Annotated in this window: 22 protein-coding genes, 1 tRNA gene, 1 other RNA gene and 1 pseudogene; 15 read left to right on the top strand and 10 right to left on the bottom strand. The window is 69.2% G+C overall.

Translation table 11 applies throughout. The annotated features are described in order from the left end of the window. Positions 1–44: 44 nt before the first annotated feature. Positions 45–656 carry an Rv3235 family protein gene (locus tag Vgi01_RS04210; protein ID WP_102658220.1) on the bottom strand — a complete coding sequence of 204 codons (612 nt, stop codon included), beginning with the start codon at positions 654–656 and terminating at the stop codon, positions 45–47. Positions 657–797: 141 nt separating this feature from the next. Continuing rightward, positions 798–1,025 (bottom strand): helix-turn-helix transcriptional regulator, encoded by a 228-nt coding sequence (locus Vgi01_RS04215; protein WP_102658219.1) that lies wholly within the window; start codon positions 1,023–1,025, stop codon positions 798–800. 194 nt (positions 1,026–1,219) lie between these two features. Between Vgi01_RS04215 and Vgi01_RS04220 the strand changes: the two genes are divergently transcribed. Next, positions 1,220–1,738: a DUF6912 family protein gene (locus Vgi01_RS04220; protein WP_204290202.1), complete on the top strand. Its 519-nt coding sequence runs from the start codon at positions 1,220–1,222 to the stop codon at positions 1,736–1,738. A 9-nt stretch (positions 1,739–1,747) separates the two neighbouring features. On the opposite strand, the gene Vgi01_RS04225 is transcribed toward Vgi01_RS04220, so the two are convergent. Then, the gene (locus Vgi01_RS04225; protein ID WP_204290203.1) at positions 1,748–2,821 is read right to left on the bottom strand and encodes a hypothetical protein; all 1,074 of its coding nucleotides are present in this window, start codon (positions 2,819–2,821) and stop codon (positions 1,748–1,750) included. A 303-nt stretch (positions 2,822–3,124) separates the two neighbouring features. Here Vgi01_RS04225 and pruA point away from each other — a divergent pair, with 303 nt between their 5' ends. The 8 genes from pruA (at position 3,125) to Vgi01_RS04265 (ending at position 10,730) form a co-directional block, all read left to right on the top strand. After that, on the top strand, positions 3,125–4,753 hold the full coding sequence (pruA, locus tag Vgi01_RS04230) for an L-glutamate gamma-semialdehyde dehydrogenase (RefSeq protein ID WP_102658216.1): 1,629 nt from the start codon (positions 3,125–3,127) through the stop codon (positions 4,751–4,753). Positions 4,754–4,989: 236 nt separating this feature from the next. Continuing rightward, the gene (locus Vgi01_RS04235) at positions 4,990–5,508 is read left to right on the top strand and encodes a PadR family transcriptional regulator (RefSeq protein WP_102658250.1); all 519 of its coding nucleotides are present in this window, start codon (positions 4,990–4,992) and stop codon (positions 5,506–5,508) included. Positions 5,509–5,633: 125 nt separating this feature from the next. Continuing rightward, positions 5,634–6,755 (top strand): peptide chain release factor 2, encoded by a 1,122-nt coding sequence (prfB, locus tag Vgi01_RS04240; RefSeq protein WP_102658215.1) that lies wholly within the window; start codon positions 5,634–5,636, stop codon positions 6,753–6,755. 118 nt (positions 6,756–6,873) lie between these two features. Next, the gene (ftsE, locus tag Vgi01_RS04245) at positions 6,874–7,554 is read left to right on the top strand and encodes a cell division ATP-binding protein FtsE (protein ID WP_013731749.1); all 681 of its coding nucleotides are present in this window, start codon (positions 6,874–6,876) and stop codon (positions 7,552–7,554) included. A 69-nt stretch (positions 7,555–7,623) separates the two neighbouring features. Continuing rightward, positions 7,624–8,499, top strand: coding sequence for a permease-like cell division protein FtsX (gene ftsX / locus Vgi01_RS04250; protein ID WP_204290204.1), 876 nt, complete (start codon positions 7,624–7,626; stop codon positions 8,497–8,499). A 155-nt stretch (positions 8,500–8,654) separates the two neighbouring features. Beyond that, complete coding sequence (smpB, locus tag Vgi01_RS04255) at positions 8,655–9,134, top strand: SsrA-binding protein SmpB (protein WP_013731751.1); 480 nt, start codon at positions 8,655–8,657, stop codon at positions 9,132–9,134. 107 nt (positions 9,135–9,241) lie between these two features. Then, positions 9,242–9,617, top strand: a transfer-messenger RNA (tmRNA) gene (gene ssrA, locus Vgi01_RS04260). Between the two features lie 156 nt (positions 9,618–9,773). Beyond that, positions 9,774–10,730, top strand: a complete 957-nt coding sequence (locus tag Vgi01_RS04265) for a hypothetical protein (RefSeq protein WP_204290205.1) — start codon at positions 9,774–9,776, stop codon at positions 10,728–10,730. Between the two features lie 84 nt (positions 10,731–10,814). Here Vgi01_RS04265 and mdlC read toward each other — a convergent pair whose 3' ends face one another. Beyond that, entirely contained in the window at positions 10,815–12,410 is a 1,596-nt protein-coding gene (gene mdlC, locus Vgi01_RS04270) for a benzoylformate decarboxylase (RefSeq protein WP_204290206.1), read from the bottom strand. Between the two features lie 283 nt (positions 12,411–12,693). Between mdlC and Vgi01_RS04275 the strand changes: the two genes are divergently transcribed. The 3 genes from Vgi01_RS04275 to Vgi01_RS04285 all read left to right on the top strand — a co-directional run bounded on the left by Vgi01_RS04275 (position 12,694) and on the right by Vgi01_RS04285 (position 14,575). Next, positions 12,694–13,284 carry a YqgE/AlgH family protein gene (locus Vgi01_RS04275; RefSeq protein ID WP_102658249.1) on the top strand — a complete coding sequence of 197 codons (591 nt, stop codon included), beginning with the start codon at positions 12,694–12,696 and terminating at the stop codon, positions 13,282–13,284. An 89-nt stretch (positions 13,285–13,373) separates the two neighbouring features. After that, a tRNA-Ala gene (locus tag Vgi01_RS04280) sits at positions 13,374–13,446 on the top strand. A gap of 430 nt (positions 13,447–13,876) precedes the next feature. Further along, positions 13,877–14,575 (top strand): VOC family protein, encoded by a 699-nt coding sequence (locus Vgi01_RS04285; protein WP_204290207.1) that lies wholly within the window; start codon positions 13,877–13,879, stop codon positions 14,573–14,575. Positions 14,576–14,663: 88 nt separating this feature from the next. On the opposite strand, the gene Vgi01_RS04290 is transcribed toward Vgi01_RS04285, so the two are convergent. Continuing rightward, a complete protein-coding gene (locus Vgi01_RS04290) occupies positions 14,664–15,302 on the bottom strand; it encodes a TetR/AcrR family transcriptional regulator (protein ID WP_204290208.1) in 639 nt (212 codons plus the stop codon). A gap of 442 nt (positions 15,303–15,744) precedes the next feature. Here Vgi01_RS04290 and Vgi01_RS04295 point away from each other — a divergent pair, with 442 nt between their 5' ends. Further along, positions 15,745–16,824 carry an MFS transporter gene (locus Vgi01_RS04295; protein WP_204290209.1) on the top strand — a complete coding sequence of 360 codons (1,080 nt, stop codon included), beginning with the start codon at positions 15,745–15,747 and terminating at the stop codon, positions 16,822–16,824. A gap of 108 nt (positions 16,825–16,932) precedes the next feature. On the opposite strand, the gene Vgi01_RS04300 is transcribed toward Vgi01_RS04295, so the two are convergent. Together Vgi01_RS04300 and Vgi01_RS04305 are read right to left on the bottom strand one after the other, a co-directional pair. Next, positions 16,933–18,432 carry a SulP family inorganic anion transporter gene (locus tag Vgi01_RS04300; RefSeq protein ID WP_204290210.1) on the bottom strand — a complete coding sequence of 500 codons (1,500 nt, stop codon included), beginning with the start codon at positions 18,430–18,432 and terminating at the stop codon, positions 16,933–16,935. A 240-nt stretch (positions 18,433–18,672) separates the two neighbouring features. Beyond that, positions 18,673–19,544, bottom strand: a pseudogene (locus Vgi01_RS04305) (IS5 family transposase). A gap of 289 nt (positions 19,545–19,833) precedes the next feature. Between Vgi01_RS04305 and Vgi01_RS04310 the strand changes: the two are divergent. Beyond that, positions 19,834–20,976, top strand: coding sequence for an ice-binding family protein (locus Vgi01_RS04310; protein WP_204290211.1), 1,143 nt, complete (start codon positions 19,834–19,836; stop codon positions 20,974–20,976). A gap of 96 nt (positions 20,977–21,072) precedes the next feature. Here the strand turns inward: Vgi01_RS04310 and Vgi01_RS04315 are convergent, their stop codons facing one another. After that, complete coding sequence (locus Vgi01_RS04315; protein ID WP_204290212.1) at positions 21,073–21,321, bottom strand: hypothetical protein; 249 nt, start codon at positions 21,319–21,321, stop codon at positions 21,073–21,075. 508 nt (positions 21,322–21,829) lie between these two features. Between Vgi01_RS04315 and Vgi01_RS04320 the strand changes: the two genes are divergently transcribed. Further along, on the top strand, positions 21,830–22,969 hold the full coding sequence (locus Vgi01_RS04320) for an IS701 family transposase (protein ID WP_204290213.1): 1,140 nt from the start codon (positions 21,830–21,832) through the stop codon (positions 22,967–22,969). A gap of 202 nt (positions 22,970–23,171) precedes the next feature. Here the strand turns inward: Vgi01_RS04320 and Vgi01_RS04325 are convergent, their stop codons facing one another. Next, positions 23,172–23,405 carry a phosphatase PAP2 family protein gene (locus Vgi01_RS04325; RefSeq protein ID WP_204290214.1) on the bottom strand — a complete coding sequence of 78 codons (234 nt, stop codon included), beginning with the start codon at positions 23,403–23,405 and terminating at the stop codon, positions 23,172–23,174. Between the two features lie 134 nt (positions 23,406–23,539). Beyond that, the gene (locus Vgi01_RS04330) at positions 23,540–23,995 is read right to left on the bottom strand and encodes an ADP-ribosylglycohydrolase family protein (protein ID WP_505842439.1); all 456 of its coding nucleotides are present in this window, start codon (positions 23,993–23,995) and stop codon (positions 23,540–23,542) included. Positions 23,996–24,038 lie beyond the last annotated feature (43 nt).

A 24,038-nucleotide genomic window follows, 5' to 3' on the forward strand; every position in this document is an offset into this window, starting at 1 on the left:
GGCTGCCGAGGGTGGCAGTGGGGGCTGCGGGGGATGTCAGGGTGTCAGAGGACGCGGAGGTCGGTGCAGAGCCAGGTGCCGCGCCGGTGTTCCAGACGTAGTGCCATGGCCCAGTTGGTGTCGACGACGCCGGTGAGTACGGCGGCGGCCTCGATGGCGGCCGGGTGGAGTTCGCAGACGCGCAGGCGGCGGAGCCGGAGTGTGGGGCGGGGGGTCCGGCGGCGCGTCGGGACGACGCGGGCGGTGGCGCGCGCCAGCTCGGGCAGCAGTTGGGCGCTGCGGGCGGGGTCCAGTTGACGGCGAAGTTGCACCGGCGGCCGGAAGCCGTTGAAGACCTCGATGCAGCTCGCCACGAAACGGTGGGCGACCCGGGTGGCCGACGGGGTGGCGGTGGCCAGGGCACCGGGTGGTAGCTGCCGGACCGGATCATGGCCGGGGCGTACGGGGACCGGGCGGGCGGTGACCCGCTGGTAAGGGAGGCGTTCCGCAGCATGACGAGCGGATCGCTGCTGGGCGGAGAAGAGGTCGAGGGCGAGTTGGCCGTCGCCCGGCTCGGGCCACCCGGCGTTCTCGTCGACGAAGGGCGGGTCGTACGCGGGTGCCGGCCGTAACCGCACGGGCGGGTGGCTCGGCCCAGGTCGCCGGGGATCGATCATCGCCCTGGCCTCTCACTCGATTCGGTTTTCCCTACGTTTGCTTTCGTTTGCCTTCGACAGACTTCATTCTGTGGCACGACAGAGCCGTCGGTCAATGCCTTCGGTGATCGTGCGGCCACCCGTGGCCGTGCCCAGGGGCGACTACTCGGGCTCGCGCTCGGTCAGCGGATTCCCGCGTACCCACTCGGCGGTTTCCGCGTACTTCTGCTGGATGTACTCCTCCAGCCGGGCGCGCTCGACGCGCCACTGGCCCCGACCGCCGATCTTGATCGCAGGCAGCTCGCCGCTGCGCACCATGTGGTAGACCTGCGAATCCGACACGTTCAGCTCGGCGGCCACGTCGGACAGGAGCAGGAACCTGGGCTCCACGTGAACTCCCCGGGTTGGCGTCGTTTGCCTCAGTTTGCCATCGAGGGACGACAGGGTCTGCCGCCGAGGGGTGACTTCGACACACCCGCCGACCCGAGTTCCCACCACGGCGGCGTGGGGTGTATGACGTTCAGGGTGAGCGTGCGCCCGGGGCGGCGCAGTCGCCGACCGGAGCAGAGCAGGGGAGACCGACCGTGACCGACCAGCTTGTCCGGGTGTACCTGTCGGCGACCGTACCGATGCTGACCAGGCTGCCCGAGCACGGCCTTGCCGTGACCCAGGCGCACGCGGTGACCCCGATGCTGCGCGAGTGGTACGCGGAGGGCGACGAGGAGGAGTTGGAGTACGTCGCCTTCACCCGGGCCGCGCAGGACGCCCTGCAACTGCTCCATCACGATCCCGCGGCGCCGCGTCGGCGGGTGGTGGTCTCGGCGGACCTGCCCGCGTCGGCGCTCGGCCGGGGTGACGGTGAACTGGGTTCCAGCGTGGTGGAGCTGCGTGGGGTGGTAGCGGTAAACGCCGTGGCGGCCCTGCACGTCGACGGCGTCGACGCCGTACCGGATGTCACCGCCGCCGCGAAGGTGGTGGTGGAGGCGCTGGCCGGCGACCCGGACGCGCAGTTCACCGTCGATGGTGTCGAGGACCACGAACTGGAGTGGTACGACCCCAGCGAGCTGGACCTGCTGCTGCGCGACGCCGCCGACCAGGGGTGACCCGCGCGCTCAGCGCGTTGCGCCGGCCTCGGCGGGTTCGGGGTCGGTCTCCGGTGCCGGGGACAGCGTACGGCCGAAGATGATCATGGCGGTGAGTGCGCCCACGAACAGCACCCAGATCCCGTTGTCCACCCGGGAGGTGCCCAGCGAGGTCTGCGCCACCGCGTCGGCCTCGCTCAGCGCGGCGGCCAGGTCGATCAGGGAACGCCCGCCGACCCGGATGATCACCTCGGCGAGCAGCAGCAGGAGCCCGGGGCCGGCCCCGGCGACCAGGTACGCCGGCCAGCGCAGGGCGGTGACTGTGGTGTCGCGGCGGGCGGCCCGCCGTCGGGCCCAGGTGAGGTAGCCGAAGGCCAGCAGGCCGGCGATGAGGCCGGCGAGCAGCGATTCGGTACGCGAGACCCAGGTGGCCGCGGTGACCAGCGACTGCTGGCTGTCGCCCGCGCCGAACAGGTTGAACAGGGGATCCCGGGCGACGCTGAAGCCCACCACGAAGAGCAGCGTGCCGAGCGCGGCGGAGGCGACGGCACCGATGACCGCCCCGTTGCGAGCGCCGGCCAACGCGCCACCGATGACGGCCGCGGCGGCGGTCGTGCCGGCGATCGTGCGGGTGGTGGTGTTCCCGTCGTAGCTCAGCGCGATGGCGAGGGCGGCGGCGAGCCCGACCAGCAGGCCGACGCCGACCGCCACCGCGAAGCGCAGGGTGGCCCGATCGCCCCGCCGGGTGACCGGCTCGCTGGCCGCCAGTCCCACCGCAGCACCGGCCACCAGGGCGGCCGAGATCACGCCGGGCAGGGCGAAGGCGGACAGGCTGATCGCGGTGACGCCGGCGGTGGCCGACTGGATCGCTTCCCGGGTGGACCAGAGCATGGCGGCCAGCCAGCCGGTCGCCAGCAGCGCCAACCCGAGGGTGCCCGGCGCGGGTGGCGGTGGGGCGGAGCCGTCCGTAGCGTCGCTGAGCAGCACGACGGACCCGTCGGCGTCGTCGGCCGGGGCGGGGCCTGGCCCGTCGGCAGCCACCTCGTCGGTGGTCTGCAGCCGGTCGGGTTGCGCGGCGGTCGGCCCACCGGGCTGGTTGCTCATCGTCTCCCCTTCGCCGCCCGGACCTGGCGATCCGACCCGGGCACGTCACCGGCAATCCAGCGTACGCGGCCCGGCGGAGGAGGAGCCTGAGCCCCGCGCGCCGCCGAAATGATCTATGTTCCTTCGGTTTGCACGGCCTTCAAGGTACGAATCTCTGCCTGCCCCCGCCCGTTGCCTCTGGATCCACGGTCGTCCAGCGGCCGGGGGGTGATCGGTCGAAGCTGGTCGTGGGAAGATTGGCGCGCGGTCCCGCCACCTTTGGGGCCGGTTTCGCCACCGTCGTCGAGATCGCCAGGAGCCCTGATGGACGCCGTGTTCTCCGTACCCGAGCCGCACAACGAGCCGGTGCGCACCTACGAGCCGGGCAGCGCCGACGCCGAACGGCTCCAGCGGCGACTCACCGAGCTGGCGGCCGAGCGGATCGACCTGCCGATGACCATCGCGGGCGAGCAGCGGATGGCCGGCGGCGTGCCGATCCAGGTGGTGCAGCCGCACCGGCACGCGCACGTGCTCGGGGTCACCGGGCACGCCACCCACGACGACGCCCGGGCCGCGGTCAAGGCGGCCAAGGACGCCGCACCGGGATGGCGGGCACTGCCCTTCGAGGAGCGGGCCGCGATCTTCCTGCGCGCCGCCGAACTGCTCGCCGGCCCGTGGCGCGACACCCTCAACGCGGCCACCATGCTCGGCCAGTCGAAGACCGCCGTGCAGGCCGAGATCGACTCTGCCTGTGAGTTCATCGACTTCCTGCGGTTCAACGTGTACTTCGCCCGCAAGCTGCTCGCCGAGCAGCCGATGTCCTCGCCGGGCGTGTGGAACCGGTTCGACCACCGGCCGCTGGAGGGCTTCGTCTACGCGGTCACCCCGTTCAACTTCACCGCGATCGCCGGCAACCTGCCCTCGGCCCCGGCCCTGCTGGGCAACACCGTGGTCTGGAAGCCGGGCCCCACCCAGCAGTTCGCGGCGCACTTCACCATGCGGCTGTTCGAGGCGGCCGGCCTGCCCCCCGGCGTGATCAACATGGTCACCGGTCGGGGCGAGGAGGTCTCCGACGTGGTGCTCGCCGACCCCGACCTGGCCGGCATCCACTTCACCGGCTCGACCAAGGTCTTCCAGCACCTGTGGCGCACCGTGGGCGAGAACATCGCCGGCTACCGGGGCTACCCCCGGCTGGTCGGCGAGACCGGCGGCAAGGACTTCGTGGTGGCGCACACCAGCGCCGACGTCGACGCCCTGCACACCGCGCTGATCCGGGGCGCCTTCGAATACCAGGGTCAGAAGTGCTCGGCGGCCTCCCGGGCGTACGTTCCCCGGTCGATCTGGGAGGGTGGCCTGCGCGACCGGCTGGCCGCCACCGCGGACGGCCTGACCTACGGCGACGTCACCGACTTCCGTAACTTCGGTGGCGCGGTCATCGACGACAAGGCCTTCTCCCGGCACACCGCCGCGCTTGAGTTGATCTCCGGCGACGACAGCTGCCGGATCATCGCCGGTGGTACCGCCGACGACTCGGTCGGCTGGTTCGTCCGCCCGACCATCTTCGAATGCGGTGACCCGGCCCACGAGACGTTCACCACCGAGTACTTCGGGCCGATCCTCGGCGTGCACGTCTTCGACGACGCCCGCTTCGACGAGGTGGTCACCCAGGCCGAGGCGATCGCGCCGTACGCGCTCACCGGTTCGATCTTCGCCACCGACCGGCGGGTGGTCGACGCGGTGGCCGAGAAGATGCGGTACGCGGCCGGCAACTTCTACATCAACGACAAGCCGACCGGTGCGGTCGTCGGGCAGCAGCCCTTCGGTGGTGCCCGCGCCAGCGGCACCAACGACAAGGCCGGTTCCTGGCACAACCTGGTCCGCTGGATGTCCCCCCGGACGATCAAGGAAACCTTCGTGCCCCCCACCGACCACACCTACCCCCACATGGGCTGAGGTGTAAGGAAGGGCCCCTTACTAACGCCTCGTGCATAGGAAGGGGCCCCTCTTAACATCGCCGCTCGTGGGGGCCGGGCGCTCGGTGGGGGACGGGTCGGTCGTGGTCGGGTGGGGCGGTCTGTGGGGCTGCGGGGTTGACCGTCGCGCACCGACAGTGCACATAGGAAACCCCAATGGGTGGCGAAACGGTGAAATCCTGGACGCCAGCCCGTCAAAGTGGCAGCGTGAACGGCATGGCGGAATCCGGAGTCAACCCCACGGCGGCGGCCCTGCTCGGGCTGCTCCACGAGGGCCCCATGACAGGTGGCCAGTTGATGGCCGCCGCCGAGCGCCGGCTGGCGCCGTACTGGTCGATGACCCGCAGCCAGGTCTACCGGGAGTTGCCGGTGCTGGCCGAGAAGGGCCTCGTCCGGCTGGGTAAACCCGGGCCGCGGATGAGTCAACCGTATGCGATCACGGCAGCCGGTAAGCGGACCTTTTCCCGCTGGCTGGCCGAGGATCCGGGGCGGGACACCATCCGCAACCCGATCGCCCTGCGGATCGCCTTCGGGCAACTACACTCCGCGACCCAGCTGAAGAGCCTCCAGGCCGCGGCCAACGAATACCACACCGAGGCGTTGGCCCGGGTCCGCGAGCAGGTCAAGAACGCTCGCAAGGAAGGCGACACGTACGACGCGAGCGCGCTGGAGTTCGCCGTGGCGTACCACAAGGCCGCCCTGACCTGGCTCAAGAACGCACCAGTCAGCAGCTGACCAGCCCTCGTTTTGGCTCGGAGTGCGGGGCTCGCAAGCTCACTCCTCCTCCGAGCGGAGCTGTTTTGGCTCGGAGTGCGGGGCTCGCAAGCTCACTCCTCCTCCGAGCAGTACCCTTGTCTGTCGTGACAGCTGCCGATTACGCCGACCAGCTCAAGGACCTCGACGCCACCCTGCGCAACATCGAGGCGGTGCTCGACCTGGACCGCCTGCGGGCGGACAAGGCCCGCCTGGAAGAGCAGGCGTCCGCCCCGGATCTGTGGGACGACCAGGCCCGGGCCCAACAGGTGACCTCGCAGCTGTCGTACGTCAACGGCGAGATCGAGAAGCTGGGTAGCCTGCGCTCCCGGCTCGACGACGCCAATGTGCTGCTGGAGCTGGCCGAGGCGGAGGCCGACTCGGGAGTCCTCTCCGAGGTCGAGTCGGAGGTCGCCGGGCTGACCAAGGCCATCCAGGAGATGGAGGTCCGCACCCTGCTCTCCGGCGAGTACGACTCCCGGGAGGCCCTGGTGGCCATCCGGGCAGGCGCCGGTGGCGTGGACGCGGCGGACTTCGCCGAGATGCTGCTGCGGATGTACCTGCGCTGGGCGGAGCGGCACGGCTACCCGACCGAGGTCTACGAGACCTCGTACGCCGAGGAGGCGGGCCTGAAGTCGGCCACCTTCACGGTGAAGGTTCCCTACGCCTACGGCACGCTGAGCGTGGAGTCCGGCACCCACCGGCTGGTGCGGATCAGCCCGTTCGACAACCAGGGCCGTCGGCAGACCAGCTTCGCCGGTGTCGAGGTGCTGCCGGTGGTCGAGCAGACCGACAGCATCGACATCCCCGAGAACGAGATGCGGATCGACGTCTACCGCTCGTCCGGGCCCGGTGGGCAGAGCGTCAACACCACCGACTCGGCGGTGCGGATCACCCACATCCCCACCGGCATCGTGGTGACCTGCCAGAACGAGAAGTCGCAGCTGCAGAACAAGGCGTCCGCGCTGCGCGTGCTCCAGGCCCGGCTGCTGGAACGCAAGCGGCAGGAGGAGCAGGCCAAGATGGCGGGCCTGAAGACCGACGCCGCGGGCTCGTGGGGCGACCAGATGCGGTCGTACGTGCTGCACCCGTATCAGATGGTGAAGGATCTGCGTACCGAGCAGGAGACCGGTAACCCGAGCGCGGTCTTCGACGGTGAGCTCGACTCCTTCATCGAAGCGGGAATCCGTTGGCGCAAGCAGCAGCAACTCGCCGGCGACGCTGCGTGACCGGTCGTGGGCGGAGTGCGTCATCGATCTCCACATGACGTGCTGGATCAATGACTTCCCCCGCAACGGCGGGGCGTAGGACTTGGCACGACAGTTACACGGCGTAGACTCACCACCCGTGATTCAGCTTGAGCAAGTGACGAAGACGTACCCGAAGGCGTCGCGGCCTTCGCTCGACAACGTGTCCGTGTCGATCGACAAGGGCGAGTTCGTCTTCTTCATCGGCCCATCCGGCTCCGGCAAGTCCACGATCATCAAGATGCTGCTGCACGAGGTGACCCCCAACAAGGGTCGCGTCGTCGTCAACGGCAAGGACGTCACCTCGATGCGGTCCTGGAAGCGCCCGCACTTCCGCCGCTCGATCGGCTGCGTCTTCCAGGACTTCCGGCTGCTGCCCAACCGCACCGCGTACGAGAACGTGGCCTTCGCGCTCGAGGTGATCGGCAAGACCAAGGCGGTGGCCCGCCGGGTCGTGCCGGAGGTGTTGGAGCTGGTGGGTCTCGGTGGCAAGGAGCATCGCTACCCGCACGAGCTCTCCGGTGGTGAGCAGCAGCGTGTCGCAGTCGCCCGGGCGTTCGTGAACCGTCCCCTGATCCTGCTGGCCGACGAGCCGACCGGAAACCTGGACCCGGACACGTCAATCGAAATCATGCGCCTGCTGGACCGGATCAACCGCACCGGCACGACAGTCGTGATGGTCACGCACGACTCCAACATCGTGAACCAGATGCGCCGCCGGGTCATCGAGATCGAGAGCGGCCGCATCGTCCGCGACCAGGCCCGCGGCGTCTACGGGTGACGAGCGCAGCCCACCGCACCCCGATCTGACGACGAACACCTCACGCCGGAGAGCCGGAGGAATATCCCGATGCGGATGAAATACGTCCTGTCCGAGGTACTTGTCGGACTGTGGCGCAACGTGACCATGACCATCGCGATGATCATCACGTTGGGCGTCTCGCTGACCATGCTCGGTGCCAGCGGCCTGATCTACACCAAGGTCGCCGACATGAAGGACCTGTACTTCGAGAACATCCAGGTGTCGATCTTCCTGAAGACCGACATCTCGGAAGAAGACCGTGCGGCACTGGGCTCCCGGCTGGAGGCCGACCCGCTGATCTCACAGGTCACATACGTCAACAAGGACGAGGCCTTCCAGCGTTTCCAGGAGATGTTCCGGGACTCGCCGGACCTGCTCAGCGCGGTCAAGGCGGACCAGTTGCCCGAGTCGTACCGGCTGAACCTGGTCGACCCGGAGCAGTACAAGTCCATCTCGGAGCAGTACTCCTCGGCCGCCGGCGTCGACCAGGTGGTCGACCAGAGTCAGGTGCTTGACAAGATCTTCAACCTCTTCACGGCCGGGCAGAACGTCGCGCTGGCCGCCGCCATAGCCATGGCCGTCGCCGCGCTGCTCCTGGTGGCGAACACGATCCAGGTGGCCGCGTACAGCAAGCGGCGTGAGGTCGCGGTCATGAAGCTGGTCGGCGCCTCGAACTGGTTCATCCAGGCACCCTTCGTCCTGGAAGCGGTGGTCGCCGGCCTGATCGGCTCGGTGCTCGGGTTGGGTGCCCTGGTCGCGTTGAAGAAGTTCCTCTTCGACGACGCACTCAGCGCCCTGCAGGGCCTGTTCGCCCCGGTCAGCTGGAGTGAGGTGCTGCTGACCTTCCCGGTGATGGCGGGCGTCGGTGGCCTGATCAGCGCGATCACCGCCTGGGTCACGCTCCGCTTCTACCTGCGGGTCTAGCTTTCGGTACGACAGTCGCAAGGGCTCTTCGGCGCTGGAATAAACCGCGCGGAAGGGCCCTTGTCGTTCGGGTAGCATGATCTCCGCTCTCCGGCCGGCACGTCGCACGTCGCACGTCGCCGGGGGAGCAGGCAACGAAAGGAGGTGGCGCGGCGATGCCACGGGAAAAGGGGCGCAAGGTCGTCGCCTCCAACAAGAAGGCCCGCCACGACTACGCCATCCTCGACACGTACGAGGCGGGCATGGCGCTGACCGGCACCGAGGTGAAGTCGCTGCGGGCCGGGCGGGCGTCGCTTGTCGACGCGTTCGCCCAGGAGCGCGACGGTGAGCTGTATCTGCACGGCATGCACATCCCGGAGTACACCCAGGGCACCTGGACCAACCACGAGCCTCGGCGTACCCGCAAGCTGCTGCTCAAGCGGTTGGAGATCGATCGCCTGATCGGCAAGACCCGGGAGAGCGGGCTGACCCTGGTGCCGTTGCAGGTCTACTTCTCCGACGGCTGGGCCAAGGTGGAGATCGGCCTGGCCAAGGGCAAGAAGGCGTACGACAAGCGCCAGGACCTCGCCAAGCGGGACGCCGACCGGGAGATCCAACGTGCGGTCGGTCGGCGAGGAAAGGGCATGGCTGAGTGAGTTGTCCGGTTCGTCCTTCGGTCGCGTCGGCGACGTGACCTCGGGATGAATCGGGTTGCGGCAGGCGTTACGCTTGTCGGAGCCGCCGGAAGTTGGCGGCCTGTCGAGGGGGTGACTGGTTTCGACTTCGTACGTTGCGGCAGGGGAAGCGAGCCGAGGAAGCCGACGTCGTCTCGAGAATCGTTCGTCGGAAACCAATAAGCGCCAAGAACGAACGCGCTGACTTCGCTCTCGCCGCCTGAGGCGAGTAGCAAGTCTGTCGGCCTGGGAGCGCCTTCGACCCAGATAGCCGGCATCAGCTAGAAGGCTGGCCAATCGGACCCGGTCGCGGGGTCCGTGCGGCGAGATCAATCAGCGACTGGGCCCGTCACACCGACTCGCTCGCGTGATCGGAGGGGCCGAGTAGAGGCACAGCGAGCTGCGCTCGGAGAAGCCCTGACAAGGCGGCGAAGGACCCGGGTTCGATTCCCGGCACCTCCACCACCTGACTGCGCGCCCCGGCCACCCGGCCGGGGCGCGCAGTCGCGTCTGCGCCAAAAGGTTGATCACACGTTCGTGCCCGAGAGGCACGTCTGCGCCAGAAGGGCCCGACCGGTGTGCCGTGGGAACCAAGTGCAGGCCAGACCCGTCAGACGGGGTATGCGTCTCTTCGCCGCCCGGTTGGGTCTGCCCCTGATGATCGTCGTAGCCGGCTGCGCGCCGGCAGGAACCGGAACCGCACCGACCGGTCCCATCAGCTCCGCTGACGAGCCGGGGCCGTTCGACCGCCGGGCCACCGCAGTGGCCGAGGCGTGGCAACCCGGGCCGGGTTGGCGCGAGGGCTACGTACCGCTGCAGGACCCCGCGGTGCTGATCGGCGAGGCGAACTTCACGCCGGCGACCCAGACGGCGTTTCAGGCCGGCTGGTACCGCAAGCCGGCCGACCTGCCCGTACGGCAGCCCGACGACGGCACCATCCGCTTTCCCGACGGGCAGCTGCGCGTACCACTTGTCAGCGCCACCGACGCGTTCCTGACGCTCACCCGCGGCAGCGACCCGCCGTCCTGCCCGCAGCCGAAGGAGCCCGCCATCCCGCCGCCGCCCGCACCCGGCGACGAACCGGACGACACGGTCGTCGGCCGGCCGCAGGGGGAGTGCGTCGCGCTCACCATCAGCAAGGTCGAACTGGGTACCGCGCCGCTGCGTACCAGCCGTGGCGAGGCACAGGTGCCGGCCTGGCTGTTCACCGTCGAGGAGATCGGCGCCGTGGTGGCCGCCGCCGCCGTCGCACCGCACGCGGTCGATGCGGTGCCCGCGCCGGTCGCACCCTCCGACACCGCTCCGGAAGGGCTGGTCGCCGCGCAGGACATCGTGGAGATCGACGGGACCCGGCTGGCCTTCCGGCTCGGGGTCGGCAGCTGCGACACCGACATCACCCCGCTGGTGCAGGAGCGCGACGACGTCGTGGTGGTGGGCGGCACTGTGGTGCGCTCCACCGACGTCTGCGACGCGATGCTCAGGATGGAGCCGGTCGAGGTGACGCTCAAGGAGCCGCTGGGCGCCCGGCCCGTCCTGGACGCGCTCACCGGCGCACCGCTGCGCATCGGCGGCAACTGAGCGCCGTGAGCGCCCTGTGGCGTTAACAGGGGGCCCTTCCTATACCCCAGGCGTTAAGAAGGGCACCTTCCTTACACCTCACCCCTAGAGCAGTGGGGGGATGTCGGTGCGGATGGGTACGGGCAGCACCGTCGGGCCGTCCGCGCGCAGCGCCACGTCGAGGGCCTCGCCGAGCTGATCGGGGCTCTCGACGACCGCGGTGGCGCAGCCGTAGCCACGGGCCACCGCGCTGACGTCGATGCCGGGAAGATCCAGCCCGGGTACGCCGGGAGTGTGTTTGAGTTCGGCGAACGCCTTGAGGATGGCGTACTGCTGGTTCACCGGTACGACGACGACAAGTGGCAGCCGCAGTTGGGCGGCGGTCCACAGGGCCTGCACCGAGTAGTGGAACGAGCCGTCGCCGATCACCGCGATCACCGGCCGGTGCTGGCCGGTGTCTCGTTGGGCCAGCGCGATGCCGACCGCCGCCGGAAGGCCGTAACCGAGCCCACCGCTGGCCATCGTGAAGTACGACCCGGGTCGGCCGAACCGTAGCCGGCGACGCAGGGCGGAGAGGTTCGACGGCGACTCCTGCACGAGCACCCCGTCGGAGGGCCAGTACCGCGCCAACGCGGCGAAGAGCGCGTCCGCACTCAGCGGGAGGGAATCCTCGACCGGTGGCGGATCAGGTGGGGTGGCCGGCGGCGGCCGATCCGCCGACGGCAGCAGTTCGGCAAGCGCGGCGAGGGTGAGTCCGGCGTCGCCGAGCAGACTGTCCCCGACCGGAGCGCGAGCCGCCTCCTCCGGATCGTCGGTGACGTGCAGCAGTTGGGCACCCTCGGGCACGGTGTCGCCGGGCACGTGCGGGTAGTACCGGAACACCGGAGCACCGACCACCAGCACGGTGTCGTGCCCGTGCAGCCGTTCGGCCAGCGGCCCGGCGGCGTAGGGCAGCACGCCCTGAAAATGCGGGTGGCTCTCGGGGAAGGCGGTCCGCTCGGGCGCGGGCGCCGACCAGACCGGCGCGGCCAGCCGCTCGGCCACGGCCACCGCCGAGTCCCAGGCGTCGGCGCGGTCCACCGCCGCACCGAGCACCATGACCGGTGACCGGGCGCTGGTCAGGGCGGCGACGAACTGCCGCAGCCGCTGCGGGTCGGGCGCGAACCGGGTCGCCACGGACCGGACCGCGGGTGGCGGATCGGCGGGCTGCGCCCAGTCGTCCAACGGCAGGGAGAGAAAGACCGGCCCGGCGGGCGGTTGGATCGCGGTGGCGTACGCCCGCATCAGCGACGCCGGCACGTCCTGCGCGCGGACCGGCTCGTACGCCCACTTCACGTACGGCTGGGGCAGCTCGGTGGGACGGCGGGCGGTGAGGCGCGGTTCGAGCAGCAGCATCTGCCGGGTCTGCTGCCCGGCGGTGACGATCAGCGGTGTCCGGTTGTGCCAGGCGGTGACGATGTTGCCCATGGCGTTGCCGGTGCCGGGTGCCGTGTGCAGGTTGACGTGCGCCGGTCGTCCGGTGACCTGGGCGTACCCGTCGGCCATGCCGACCACCGACGCCTCGTGCAGCGCGTGCACGTACTGGAAGTCGTCGGGGAAGGCATGCAGGAACGGCTCCTCGGTCGACCCGGGGTTGCCGAACACGGTGGTCATGCCCAACGCGCGGAGCAGCTCGTAGGTGGTGTCGCGGACCGTTGCCATCGCCCCTGAATCTAACCGGGCGGCTCCGGCCGACAGGGCCATTCGGCGTTGCCGGAGCTCACCGTCAGCCGGTTCGTCCCAGGTGCTGGCTGCGATTATCGACAGCCGTGACGGATCTCCGCGCATCACTGTCGATCACCCGACGATCAGACCTTCGCCACGGCCGGGGACGCAAGCTATCGTGCCAGACATGGCTACGACAGCGCGGATGGCATCGACAGGGCTCGTTGGTGGTCTTCATGACCGGCCCTCTCGGCTGCTACACGGCTGACGGGTACACGTGATGCAGGGAGAGGGGCAGGCGATCGGCGGGCGAGCCATGGAGTCGATGACCGGGAAACTACTGGTGGCGACGCCCGCACTGAAAGATCCGAACTTCGACCGTACGGTGGTCCTGTTGGTCGCCCACGAGCCCGGCGGCGCCCTCGGCGTGGTCCTCAACCGGGCGACCGAGGTTCCGGTGGCCGACGTGTTGCGCGACTGGGGTGATCTGGCCCGGCACCCGGCGGTGCTGTTCGAGGGTGGCCCGGTGCAGCCCGAGTCGGCGATCTGCCTGGCCCGGATGCATTCGCCGGTCCGCCGTCTCAAAGGCTTCCACCAGGTCTCCGGAGCCGTCGGCACCCTCGACCTGTCCGTCGACCCGGACCGGCTGCGGGAGAGCGTGCAGACCATCCGGGTCTTCGCCGGGTACGCCGGCTGGGGCAGCGGGCAACTGGAGCAGGAGATCGAGGAGGGTTCCTGGTTCGTGCTGGACGCGCTGCCCGGCGACGCCTTCGTCGAGCGCCCCGACGACCTGTGGCCCATGGTGCTGCGCCGGCAGGGCGGCATGATGGCCGCGGTGGCACATTTCCCGCCGGACGTGACGCTCAACTGACCCGCCCGGTGGGTACCCCCGCCAGATGACCATGCCGGGCGCCGTGTGTATAGTTCTTCCAGTGCCCGGGTGACCGGGGACAACCGCAAGGGGCCGTGGCGCAGCTGGTAGCGCACCACACTGGCAGTGTGGGGGTCAGGGGTTCGAGTCCCCTCGGCTCCACCTCGCGTTTATGCAGGTCAATCGGCGTCAGTCATCGACTGACGCCGATTGTTTGTGATCTCGTGGTCACAGCCGTGGTCACACAGCGCCCCACACTGCACTTCGATGATCGGTGTTGAGACTTCGTCCGAAACAGCCTTTGACCAGGAGTCTTTCTATTGCTTCGGCTGCCCGGGCCTTGTCGGGGCGAAATGTGGGGCGCAGAACCGTGTGGTACCCGGTGTCGGCCCGTACCGTCAGATGCGGCCCGGCCGGGGCGCTGGGGCGTACCCGAGCTTCGTCGGCTGAGCTCGGGCCCGTCAGCCGATGGTCATAGGCTTACGGGAATAAGGTTGCATCTGTTCGCCACCGGAGACAGGGTGGACCTGTGAGGACTCGGCGCTCGGCAGCCAAGGTGGTCTCTATTGGTGCTGGCGGTGAGTTCTGCTGGATGGACGTGAAGACCAGGGATATTCCCGGCACGGCGGCGTTCTTCTCGGCGTTGCTCGGTTGGCGTTTCGCCGTGGATGAGACCGACTGGCGTCGCGCCACGGTCATCACGGTTGGCGAATTCCCGATCGGTACGGTGAGCGACCTGGCGGCGCCGATCTACCCGCCGGGGACCCCGGCCCACCTTGCCTTCTACCATCGCGTGGATGATGTCGATGGACGAGTGGCGGCAGCGGTGGCCAGCGGTGCGGAAGTAGTTGTCGCTCCCTTCGACGTCCCGGGGCAGGGGCGCCTCGCAACCCTGATCGATCCTTTCGGTGCGGCCGTTTCCGTCTGGCGTCCGACTCCGGCCGTTGGTTGGCGGCATCCGGTCGGCTTGCCCATGGCGCCGTACCGGATGGTGCTCAGTTGTCCGCGTCCGGAGTTGGTCCGTCGCTTCTATCGGGAGGCGCTTGGCGCCACCCTGCAACACGCCGCGTTTCTCCCGATGCGTGACGGCGCTACCTTGCCCGGACAGTGGCAACTCGTCGTACCTGCCGCTGACCTCGACGCGGTCGCGGATCTGTTTGCTCGGTTCAGCGATGATGGTCGGGAACTATCGATTGATCCGCATCTGGGGGCACTGCGGGTGTCGACGGTTGAGGGCCTCAGCGTCTACGTGGTCCCGGCCGGCGAATCGAGCCGCGGCGGCAGGGCCTGATCAGTTTCCGGCCAGGGGTCGTGTCGAGGTGGCTGGTGGTGAGTCGGTGCCACAGGTGGCGACGGAGATGACGGCTGCTGCCGTGAGGTCATGCCGTGTCTTGGGCTCGTGGTCGGTAGCCGTCGAGGAAGGCGGTCACGCCGGTGGTGATGATCGCCGTGGTCTCGGCTGCGGGTAGCGGGACAGCCCCGTGGTAGGAGGCGGCGTCGATGGCGGCGACGGTGAGCAGCAGATAGTGGCTCGCCGCCCGCTCGGCGTCGAAGACCCTCAGCGTGCCCTGCCGCGCCATGGCGGCGAGGCGGTTGGTCAGCGCCGCCATCACTCGGGCCGGCCCTGTCTCGTGCCAGGTGTGGAGGGCCGCTGCGGGTACGTGGGTCGCTTCGATGTTGATCTGCCGGACCATGGCGAAGTGGTCGGCGAACTCGGCCTGCGCGGCGATCCAGTCGTGGGCCAGCGCGACGAGGGCCCGATGTGGTGGCGCGGCCGGATCGTTGAGGTGAGCGGCGATGAGTTCGGTGAGGGTGTCGGCGACCTGGGCCGTGCTGGCGGTGACCACGGCGGAGAACAGGTCGTCCTTGCCGTCGAAGTGGTGGTAGATGGTCCGGGTCGACACTCCGGCCTCGGCGGCGATCGCGTCGATGCCGGCCCGGGCGTATCCGTCGCGGCCGAAGACTCGTCCTGCGGCGGCGAGGATCGCTGCCCGCTTGCCGGGTCGGCCTCGGCGCATCCGTGGTTGGTCTGACTCTGTCGCTTCGGACCGCACGACGCCCCCCGCTCCCAATCTGCCACGACCGTTGTACTTTAGCGGATATGCGGGTCGTGACCATCCTCAATCCTGTTGCTCCGCTCACCTGGTGGCCGCGCCTGATCTGCCGGTCGCGGCAGTGACCGGCACCGGCCCCACCACCGCACCGGCCCGCGCTGACCGGACCCGGTGGGCGGCGGTGGTGACGTTCGGGACGGCCACCCTTGTCGTGCGTCCGAGTCGAGCATGGCGGCGTTCGTGCTGCCGTCGGTGGCCGCCGAGATGAACGTCTCCGCGTCCGCGACGACCTGGGTCGTGCTGGCGTACGCCTTGCCGTTGGCGGCGCTGGCGTTGCCCGCCGGCCGATGGATCGACAACGCCGACCTGCGCCGCGTCTTCATCTTCACCCTTGGTGGTGTTGGGGGTGGCCAGCGTGCTGGCTGCGCTCGCGCCGGCGTTCTGGGTGCTCCTCGTCGCCCGCGTGATGCAGGGCGTGGCGTCCGCTGTCTATCTGGCGGGCTACCTACCGATCGTCGCCGCGGCGGTGCGTCCGCAGCATCGGGGTCGAGCGTTGAGTTACATCAGCACGATCATGATGTTGGGCAGTGTGGTCATCGCCCCGCTCGGCGGGTTCGTCGCCGACGGCTTCGGTTGGCGGGCGGTGTTCCTGTTCAAGGCGCCGTTGCTCGTCCCGGTCGTCATCGCCGGGTGGCGCACCATCCCGACCGACCGGGCCCACCGTGTGCCGATGCCGGGCCGAGGTCTCGCGGTGGAGGCCCTGCTGCTCGGCGGCGCGGTCGTCTTGGCGCTGCTGTCTGTCGAGTACGTGCAGACCGGCTGGTGGTGGTCACTGGTACTCGGAGCCGTCGCGGTGGTGTTGACGGTGGCCTGGTCACGGCTGTCGTCGTCCCGCCCGGTGCTGGCCCTGCTGCGTCGCCGTGCCTTCGGTCTCCCGGCCCTCGCGTTGATGTTGATGGCCTCGCTGCTCGGGCTGGTGGTTTTCTCACTGCCGTACTTCGTCGCCGAGGTTCTCGACGACGGGCCGTCGGTGCTCGGCGTGGCGATGCTGTTCTTCACCGCCGCCGCGTCGCTGGTGGCGCCGCTGGCCGGCCTGCTGGCCGACCGGTACCAGCCGTTGCCCGTCGCCGCCGCCGGTGTCGCGATGACAGTGGCTGGCCTGCTGAGCATGCTGACCCTCGGCCCGGCTGCCAACGTCGTCGACCTGTCGTGGCGAATGCTGCTGATCGGAGCAGGCATGGCCTTGTTCAACTCACCCACGGTGACCTTGCTGCTTGCCGCAGCGCCGGAGGGAAGGGCCGGCACCGCCGGGGGAGTGAGCAATCTGGTCCGCACGCTGGGCACGACCATCGGGCCCGCCGCCACCGCGCTCATGTGGAGCCTGGGCGGCGGGATCGGCGGTTTCCGCACCGGGGTGGTGATGTTGACCGCCTTTGCGGTCGCCGGCTTGGTTGCGCTCGTCGCCACCGGCCGTCATGCCCTGTGACGAGAGCTTTCACCGAGCTACACGTTCGGCGGCCTCGCCAGTCTGCGGGCGTCGACTGCCGGCCGGGCCGCGGATGTTGGGGCCCGGCATCAGGCCCGATCTTTGGTATCAGTGGCCCGCGCTGAGGGTGCCGGCGAGGGTGCCGTGGATGGCGGCGCTGGGCTTGTTCAGCTCGATGATCTCGACGGTCTTGCCCCGCGCTGCGTATTTGGTGGTGATGGCGTCTAGGGCAGCGACGGAGGAGGCGTCCCACACGTGGGCGCGACTCATGTCGATGATCACCTTGTCGGGGTCGCCGGCGTAGTCGAACTGGTAGACGAGGTCGTTGCTGGAGGCGAAGAAGAGTTCGCCGTGTACGGAGTAGATGCGGGTGCCGCCGTCGGGGTCGAGCACGCTGGTGACCTCGACGAGGTGGGCGACCCGGCGGGCGAAGATGACCATGGCGGTGAGTACGCCGGCGACGACGCCGATGGCGAGGTTGTGGGTGGCCAGGGTGGTGGCGACGGTGGTGACCATGACGAGGGTCTCGCCCAGGGGCATGCGCTTGAGGGTGGCGGGGGCCACGGAGTGCCAGTCGAAGGTGGAGACCGCAACGATGATCATGACGGCGACGAGGGCGGCCATCGGGATGGTGGCGACCACGTCGCCGAGTGCCACGACCAGGATGAGCAGGAAGACCCCGGACAGGAACGTCGACAGGCGGGTCCGGGCGCCGGACGCCTTCACGTTGATCATCGTCTGGCCGATCATGGCGCAGCCGCCCATGCCGCCGAAGAAGCCGGTGACGATGTTCGCCACACCTTGGCCCCAGGACTCGCGGGTCTTGTTGGAGTGGGTGTCGGTGATGTCGTCGACCAGCTTCGCGGTCATCAGCGACTCCATCAGCCCGACCAGCGCGACACCGAAGGCGTAGGGGGCGAGCAGGGCCAGGGTGTCCATCGTCCAGGGGATCTGCGGCAAGCCGAGGGTGGGCAGGCTGTTGGGCAGTTCACCCTGGTCGCCGACGGTCGGCACGGTCACCGCGGCGGCGACAGTGATCACGGTGAGCACGACGATCGCGACCAGCGGGGCGGGGACGGCCCGGGTGAGTCGGGGCAGCCCGACCATGATTACCAGGGCGACGGCGACGAGGGGGTAGACCAGCCACGGCACCCCGAGCAGGTACGGCACCTGCGCGGCGAAGATCAGGATCGCCAGGGCGTTGACGAAACCGACCATCACGCTGCGCGGGATGAACCGCATCAGCCTCGCCACCCCGAGGGCGGCCAACAGCACCTGGATCGCCCCGCCCAGGATCACCGCCGCGATCAGGTAGTCCAGGCCGTGCTCCTTCGCCAGCGGCGCGACGACCAGGGCGATCGCGCCGGTCGCCGCACTGATCATCGCCGGCCGGCCACCGCAGATCGAGATGACCACGGCCATCGTGAACGAGGCGAACAACCCGACCCGCGGATCCACGCCGGCCAGGATCGAGAAGCTGATCGCCTCCGGAATCAACGCCAACGCCACCACCAGCCCGGCGAGGACCTCGGTCCGGAACACCTTCGGCGACAACCACGACGGGCGGGACAGACGCGGCCGGGCGACCGCGGACAGCATCGAAGACATACAGCCGTTTCCACTCAGGGTGCACGCCCCAGACGCACACACGATGCCGCCCCCTGCAGGGAACGACGTGATCTGCACATACCAGTACCGGTCGGACGTTTCCGGACCGTTTCCGGGCATCGTTGCCCGGGAGAACACCGCTCAAGAGACCGCGAGGGGCCGTAGCCGCACCTCGACGACCTATGCGGACTCTACCGTCTGGTGAGGGTAGAGTTCAGCCACGGTGATGATCATCACCTGCTAGGCCGTGTCTTCAAAGGTTTGCAACCATTGGAGTAGCGCGGCGATGGTGACGGTGGCCTGGAACGAGGTCGCGGTCTTGTCGTAGCGGGTCGCGACGCTGCGGCACTGCTTGAGCCGGTTGAAGCAGCGCTCGACGACGTTGCGCCGCTTGTAGAGCTGTTTGTCGAACGCCGGTGGCCGGCCGCCACAGTTGCCTCGTCGGTGGCGGTTGGCCTGCTGGTCGGCGCGTTCAGGGCTCGTGTGCCCGATGCCGCGTCGGCGCAGGTCCGCCCGGATGGCCCTGGTGCTGTAGCCCTTGTCGGCGATGACATGGTCCGGGCGGACCCGAGGTCGGCCGGGACCTGGCCGCTCGACCCGGATGGCAGCCATGACGTGGGTGAAGCGGGTGCAGTCGTTGACGTTGCCGCCGGAGAGCACGAACGCCAGGGTTCGCCCGACGCCGTCGCAGGCGAGGTGAATCTTGGTGGTCAGTCCACCTCGATTTCGACCGAGGGCGTGATCTTGTGGTTCGTCCGATTCTCGGCGCCCCCTTTAGCGCCCGCGGCGTGCTGGTGGGCTCGCACGATCGTGGAGTCCACCGACACCAGCCAGTCGATATCCCTGGCCGCGTCCGCGTCGGCCTGGACGCCGGCGAGCATCCGCTCGAGCGTGCCGTCCAGGGCCCACCTGCTGAAACGGGTGTAGATCGACTGCCAGGACCCGTAGCGGGCGGGCACATCCCGCCACGCCGCCCCGGCCCGGATCTTCCACACGATCCCATTGAGCGCCCTCCGGTCATCGACCCGAGGCCGACCACCGGTCACCGCCGACGGCAGGTACCTCGACAGCGCTTCCCACTCGACGTCAGACAACTCGTAGCGACGACCCACGCGCTACATCATCCGACACGAAGATCCTTTAAAGACACTGCATAAGGCCGAGATCCGCTCGGTTTCTTGGGTTAGGACCCGCCCGCTACTCCCAGAACCGGCGAAAGCGAATGCGAATGTCAGTCCGATTCGGATAGATGGGATCGGGGCTATTGTTCCGATTTGCCCTCATTGGAGCACCTGACGTGATGTGGTGGTCAGCGCGCTTCATCGGCGCCATTCAGGCCGTATCACGCAGGACGCCGCTCGTTGGACGTCTCCTGCGAGTAGTACCCACGGAGGGTGTTCTGTGACAGCTAAACCCAAGAATTGGCTACGGCGGCGGGTGGTCCTGCCGTCGCTCGCGGCTGGCGCAGCCGCCACGGTGGCAGCCAGCCTGCTGATCTTCAGCTCGACCGCCGCAAACGCGCAGGTAGCACCGGTCAACCTGGGGACGGCGGCCGACTTCTCCGTCCTCGCCGGAGCGGAGCCCACCAACACCGGCCCTAGCTTCCTGGCCCAGAGCCTCGGGCGGTTCCCCGGAAACACCGCGTCCGGCTTCGGAACGGCAACCATCGGCGGGGAGGTGCACCTCGGCGACGCGGTCGCGCTCCAAGCTCAGAGCGACCTGACCATCGCCTTCAACGACGCCGCCGGCCGGACCCCGTTCACCAACCTCCCGGCGGAGCTGGGTGGCAACACACTCAACGAAGGGGTCTACCGGATCGGGGCCGCCCAACTGACCGGAGCGTTGACGCTCAACGGCCAGGGCGACCCGTCGGCCGTGTTCATCTTCCAGGTCGACTCCTCGCTGACGACGGCGTCGAACAGCAGCGTCGTCCTGACCAACGGGGCGTCGGCCTGCAACGTGTTCTGGAAGATCGGCAGCTCGGCGACGATCGGCACCGGCACCACCTTCGTGGGCACCATCATGGCTCAGGCCGCGATCACGATGGCCACGGGCGCGACCCTCCAGGGCCGCGCGCTGGCGCGAACCGCCGCCGTCACCCTCGACACCAACGTCATCACCGCACCGATCTGCGCCGGGCCGACGGGCCCGCCCGGACCGACCGGCCCACCCGGGCCCACCGGCCCACCCGGCCCGTCCGGCAGCCCCGGAGCACCTGGCAGCCCCGGAGCACCCGGTAGCCCGGGCGCACCCGGAGCCCCCGGAGCACCCGGTAGTCCGGGCGCGCCCGGCAGCCCCGGGGCACCTGGTCCGTCCGGACCCCCCGGAGCGCCCGGTGCACCCGGCAGCCCCGGAGCACCCGGCAGCCCCGGTGCACCTGGCAGCCCTGGCGCACCCGGCAAACCTGGTGGTGGAGGCAAGCAACCCATCCTGCCGGTCACCGGCGGAAGTGTGGTCCCGGCCATGACCGGCGTCGGAGGTGTGATGGTCGTCCTGGGCGCGGTCATGTTCTTCCTCGCCCGGCGTCGACGCCTGGAGTCCTGACCGGTGGCCCGGCCGGTGTGATCCCGGCCGGGCCATCTCACGTCGTCGGCCCGCTCCCCACCGGGGGCGGGCCGACGACGTACTCGCCATGGACGGTCAGCCGGTGAGCCCCAGCTCGCGCATGACATCGTCCACGCGCTCGTGCGAGAGGTAGAGCAGGATCTGTGGCCGGTCGCCGTCGCAGCGCACCACGTAGGTCTGTGCGAACCGCGCGCTGCCGGCCTTGCCCTGCGGCGGCGCGAAGTCCAACGTCCACTCGGTCGGTACGAGGACGTACCCCGGTGCGAGATCGAGAACGTCCAGGACCGTCAACTGGACTCCGGTCAGACCAAACTGCTCGGTCATCGCCGTGTGGCGTTCGTCGAGAGCGGCCCGGTACCCGGCGTCGTTGATGACGGCCGCCGCCCCGCCCGAGGTCGCCCTCGATGTACGTCTCGGCGTAGCTCGCGGCAACGGCGCCGTTGTCGCCGGCCTCGACGGCCCGCGCGTAGCCGTGCAGGAAGGCGGTGATCTGGTCGCGTACCGGTGTCTCCGTCGACTTCATCCTCGGTCCTCTCAGTTCGGCGGCTGTCAGTAGGCGAGGATCCGCCCGTCCTCACCGCCGGGGCAGCCCGCTCAGCCAGACGTCCAGCTCCGCCGGGGAGTGCAGCAACACCACAGGCGGCGCGGACGGATCGGTCTGCCAGGCCCGCATCCGCCGGCGGCCCCGCCGCTACGACAAGACCGCGACCTCGTTCCAGGCCACCGTCACTATCGCCGCGCTACTCCAATGGTTGTGAACCTTTGAAGACACGGCCTAGTACTGCAACGGCAGTAGGCGAGTCGAGTTCGGCTCGCGTTCGTTGGTCTGCCTGTGGCGGATGTTGATGTCGATCGGTGGCATGGGGAGTTGGACCGGTTGCATGCTCGGATCGGTGTGCGTTTTCGCCGGTCGGAGCCTCGTCGGCGGGCGCGTCAGTACCTGTGCGGGCTGGTCTCGGGTCTGGGTCGCAAGAACGGCTGGACTCTGGCGGAGCAGGCCGGTGATGTGTCGCCGGACGGGATGCAGCGGTTGTTGCGGTGGGCGGACTGGGACGTCGACGCTGTCCGCGACGATGTGCGGGACTACGTGGTCGAGCATCTCGGCGATCCGGCCGGTGTGCTGATCGTTGACGACACCGGCTTCCTGAAGAAGGGCACGCGGTCGGCCGGGGTGCAACGTCAGTACTCCGGCACCGCGGGACGGACGGAGAACTGCCAGGTCGGGGTGTTCCTGGCCTATCGCTCGTCCAAAGGCCACGCGTTGATCGACCGGCAGTTGTACCTTCCGGCGTCGTGGACCGATGACCGGGACCGGTGTCGGGCAGCGGGGATCCCCAACGAGGTCACCTTCGCCACGAAGGTGCAGATGGCCCGCCAGATGCTGGCCCGTGCGTTGGACGCTGGGGTGCCGGTGGGGTGGGTGACTATGGACGAGGCCTACGGGCAGTCGAAGTCGCTGCGGGTGTGGCTGGAACACCGGGATGTGGCTTATGTGGTCGCGACCCGCCGCAACGACGACATGATCACCACCACGATGGGGCGGGCGCGGGCCGACGACTTGATCGCCGCTCTGCCTGCTCAGGCGTGGTGTCGGCTGTCCGCCGGCGTGGGTGCCCACGGTCCCCGCGAGTATTGGTGGGCACGAGTGCCGGTGCGGATCTGCTGGCAGCCCGGTCGCGGGCACTGGCTGCTCGCCCGACGCAACATGAGTACCGGGGAGATCGCCTACTACGTCTGCTACGGCCCTCGCCGCACCCGCCTAGTCGACCTGGCCCGCATCGCCGGCACCCGCTGGGCGATCGAGGAGTGCTTCCAACAGGCCAAGAACGAAACCGGCCTCGACGAATACCAGGTCCGCGACTGGCGAGCCTGGTACGCCCACATCACCCTGTCCATGGCCGCCCACGCCTGGCTGACCGTCGCCCGATCCCTAACGACAAAAGGGGAACCAGTCCCGGCGACGACACGATGATCGGCTACACCGTACCGGAGATCCGAAGACTGCTCACCGCACTTGCAGTGCGATCGACCCACCTACCCCAGCAGGTCTGGGCCTGGTCCCGATGGCGCAGACGACGCCAACACCAAGCCCGAACCTGCCACTACCGACGACGCGGCTACCCCTGACCAACTGCCGTTGCAGTACTAGGTCGTCCGGATTGTGCGAGTTCAAATCACCGACCTCGCTGACGAAGCCGTGACGTGAGGCGGGCGGTCGCAGGGGCCGCCGTCACCGAAACGGTGCTTGTGATGATCAACACGCCGAGCGCGACCCCGCACAGGACGTCGTACGGATAGTGCACGCCCACGGCCACCCGGGACAGGGCCGCGAGCGCCGCCAGCGGCGCCGCTAGGACGACCATCTGCCGGCTGAGCAGCACGATCGCGGTGGCCAGGCCGGCGGCCACGGTACCGCCACGCCGACAAGAGGAACAGGAGCGCGAGCGCCACCACGATGGCGTCCGTCGCGGGCCGGGTCATCTGCTGCAGGCCGTCCGGGCGCGGCTCGTCAGGTTGACGATGCTGCGGTACCAACGCTCGTTCACGTCGTGGATGTCCACGCGCTCCTCATTGCGTCGTCGGGGCCGTGCCGGCCATGCCAGGCGGCTCTCCGCTTCGCGGTGGGCTCGGTCAGCGGGAGCGCAGCATCTGCCGGCGACAGGCGAGGGCGGCCAGCGCGTCCGCAGCGTCGGTGATGGGCGGCGCCGTGGCCGTAGCCGCGTTCGGGGTCGCGCGCCCACTCCCGGGCGAGCTCGTCGGCGAGTTCGTCCTCATTCACGATGCCCCACCTGCGGGTCAGGTGGTCGGCCACGACGAGAGTCGAGGTGGTGTCATCGGTGAACCGCACCGGCTGGGTTGACTGGTTGATCCAGTCGTCGATCTCGGCTCGGTCCGCCGGTGCCCGGCCCTCGAAGGGCGCGCCGAGGGCGTCACCGCAGGCCGCCAGCATCATGGCACCACGTACCCGGTGCGACCAGCTCGGTTGTGCCCGCAGCATTGGCTCACCACCTTTCCGCGATCACTCGCGCCAGACCATACTC

The sequence above is a fragment of the Micromonospora gifhornensis genome (assembly GCF_016863515.1).
GTDB classification, from domain to species: Bacteria; Actinomycetota; Actinomycetes; order Mycobacteriales; family Micromonosporaceae; genus Micromonospora; species Micromonospora gifhornensis.

Excerpts from the sequence above, each read along its gene's own strand:
- Vgi01_RS04210 (WP_102658220.1), bottom strand. The coding sequence starts at position 656 with ATGATCGATCCCCGGCGACCTGGGCCGAGCCACCCGCCCGTGCGGTTA.
- Vgi01_RS04225 (WP_204290203.1), bottom strand. The coding sequence starts at position 2,821 with ATGAGCAACCAGCCCGGTGGGCCGACCGCCGCGCAACCCGACCGGCTG.
- pruA (WP_102658216.1), top strand. The coding sequence starts at position 3,125 with ATGGACGCCGTGTTCTCCGTACCCGAGCCGCACAACGAGCCGGTGCGC.
- Vgi01_RS04235 (WP_102658250.1), top strand. The coding sequence starts at position 4,990 with ATGGCGGAATCCGGAGTCAACCCCACGGCGGCGGCCCTGCTCGGGCTG.
- ftsX (WP_204290204.1), top strand. The coding sequence starts at position 7,624 with ATGCGGATGAAATACGTCCTGTCCGAGGTACTTGTCGGACTGTGGCGC.
- smpB (WP_013731751.1), top strand. The coding sequence starts at position 8,655 with ATGCCACGGGAAAAGGGGCGCAAGGTCGTCGCCTCCAACAAGAAGGCC.
- Vgi01_RS04265 (WP_204290205.1), top strand. The coding sequence starts at position 9,774 with ATGCGTCTCTTCGCCGCCCGGTTGGGTCTGCCCCTGATGATCGTCGTA.
- mdlC (WP_204290206.1), bottom strand. The coding sequence starts at position 12,410 with ATGGCAACGGTCCGCGACACCACCTACGAGCTGCTCCGCGCGTTGGGC.
- Vgi01_RS04275 (WP_102658249.1), top strand. The coding sequence starts at position 12,694 with ATGCAGGGAGAGGGGCAGGCGATCGGCGGGCGAGCCATGGAGTCGATG.
- Vgi01_RS04285 (WP_204290207.1), top strand. The coding sequence starts at position 13,877 with ATGGACGTGAAGACCAGGGATATTCCCGGCACGGCGGCGTTCTTCTCG.
- Vgi01_RS04290 (WP_204290208.1), bottom strand. The coding sequence starts at position 15,302 with ATGCGCCGAGGCCGACCCGGCAAGCGGGCAGCGATCCTCGCCGCCGCA.
- Vgi01_RS04300 (WP_204290210.1), bottom strand. The coding sequence starts at position 18,432 with ATGTCTTCGATGCTGTCCGCGGTCGCCCGGCCGCGTCTGTCCCGCCCG.
- Vgi01_RS04315 (WP_204290212.1), bottom strand. The coding sequence starts at position 21,321 with ATGACCGAGCAGTTTGGTCTGACCGGAGTCCAGTTGACGGTCCTGGAC.
- Vgi01_RS04330 (WP_505842439.1), bottom strand. The coding sequence starts at position 23,995 with ATGCTGCGGGCACAACCGAGCTGGTCGCACCGGGTACGTGGTGCCATG.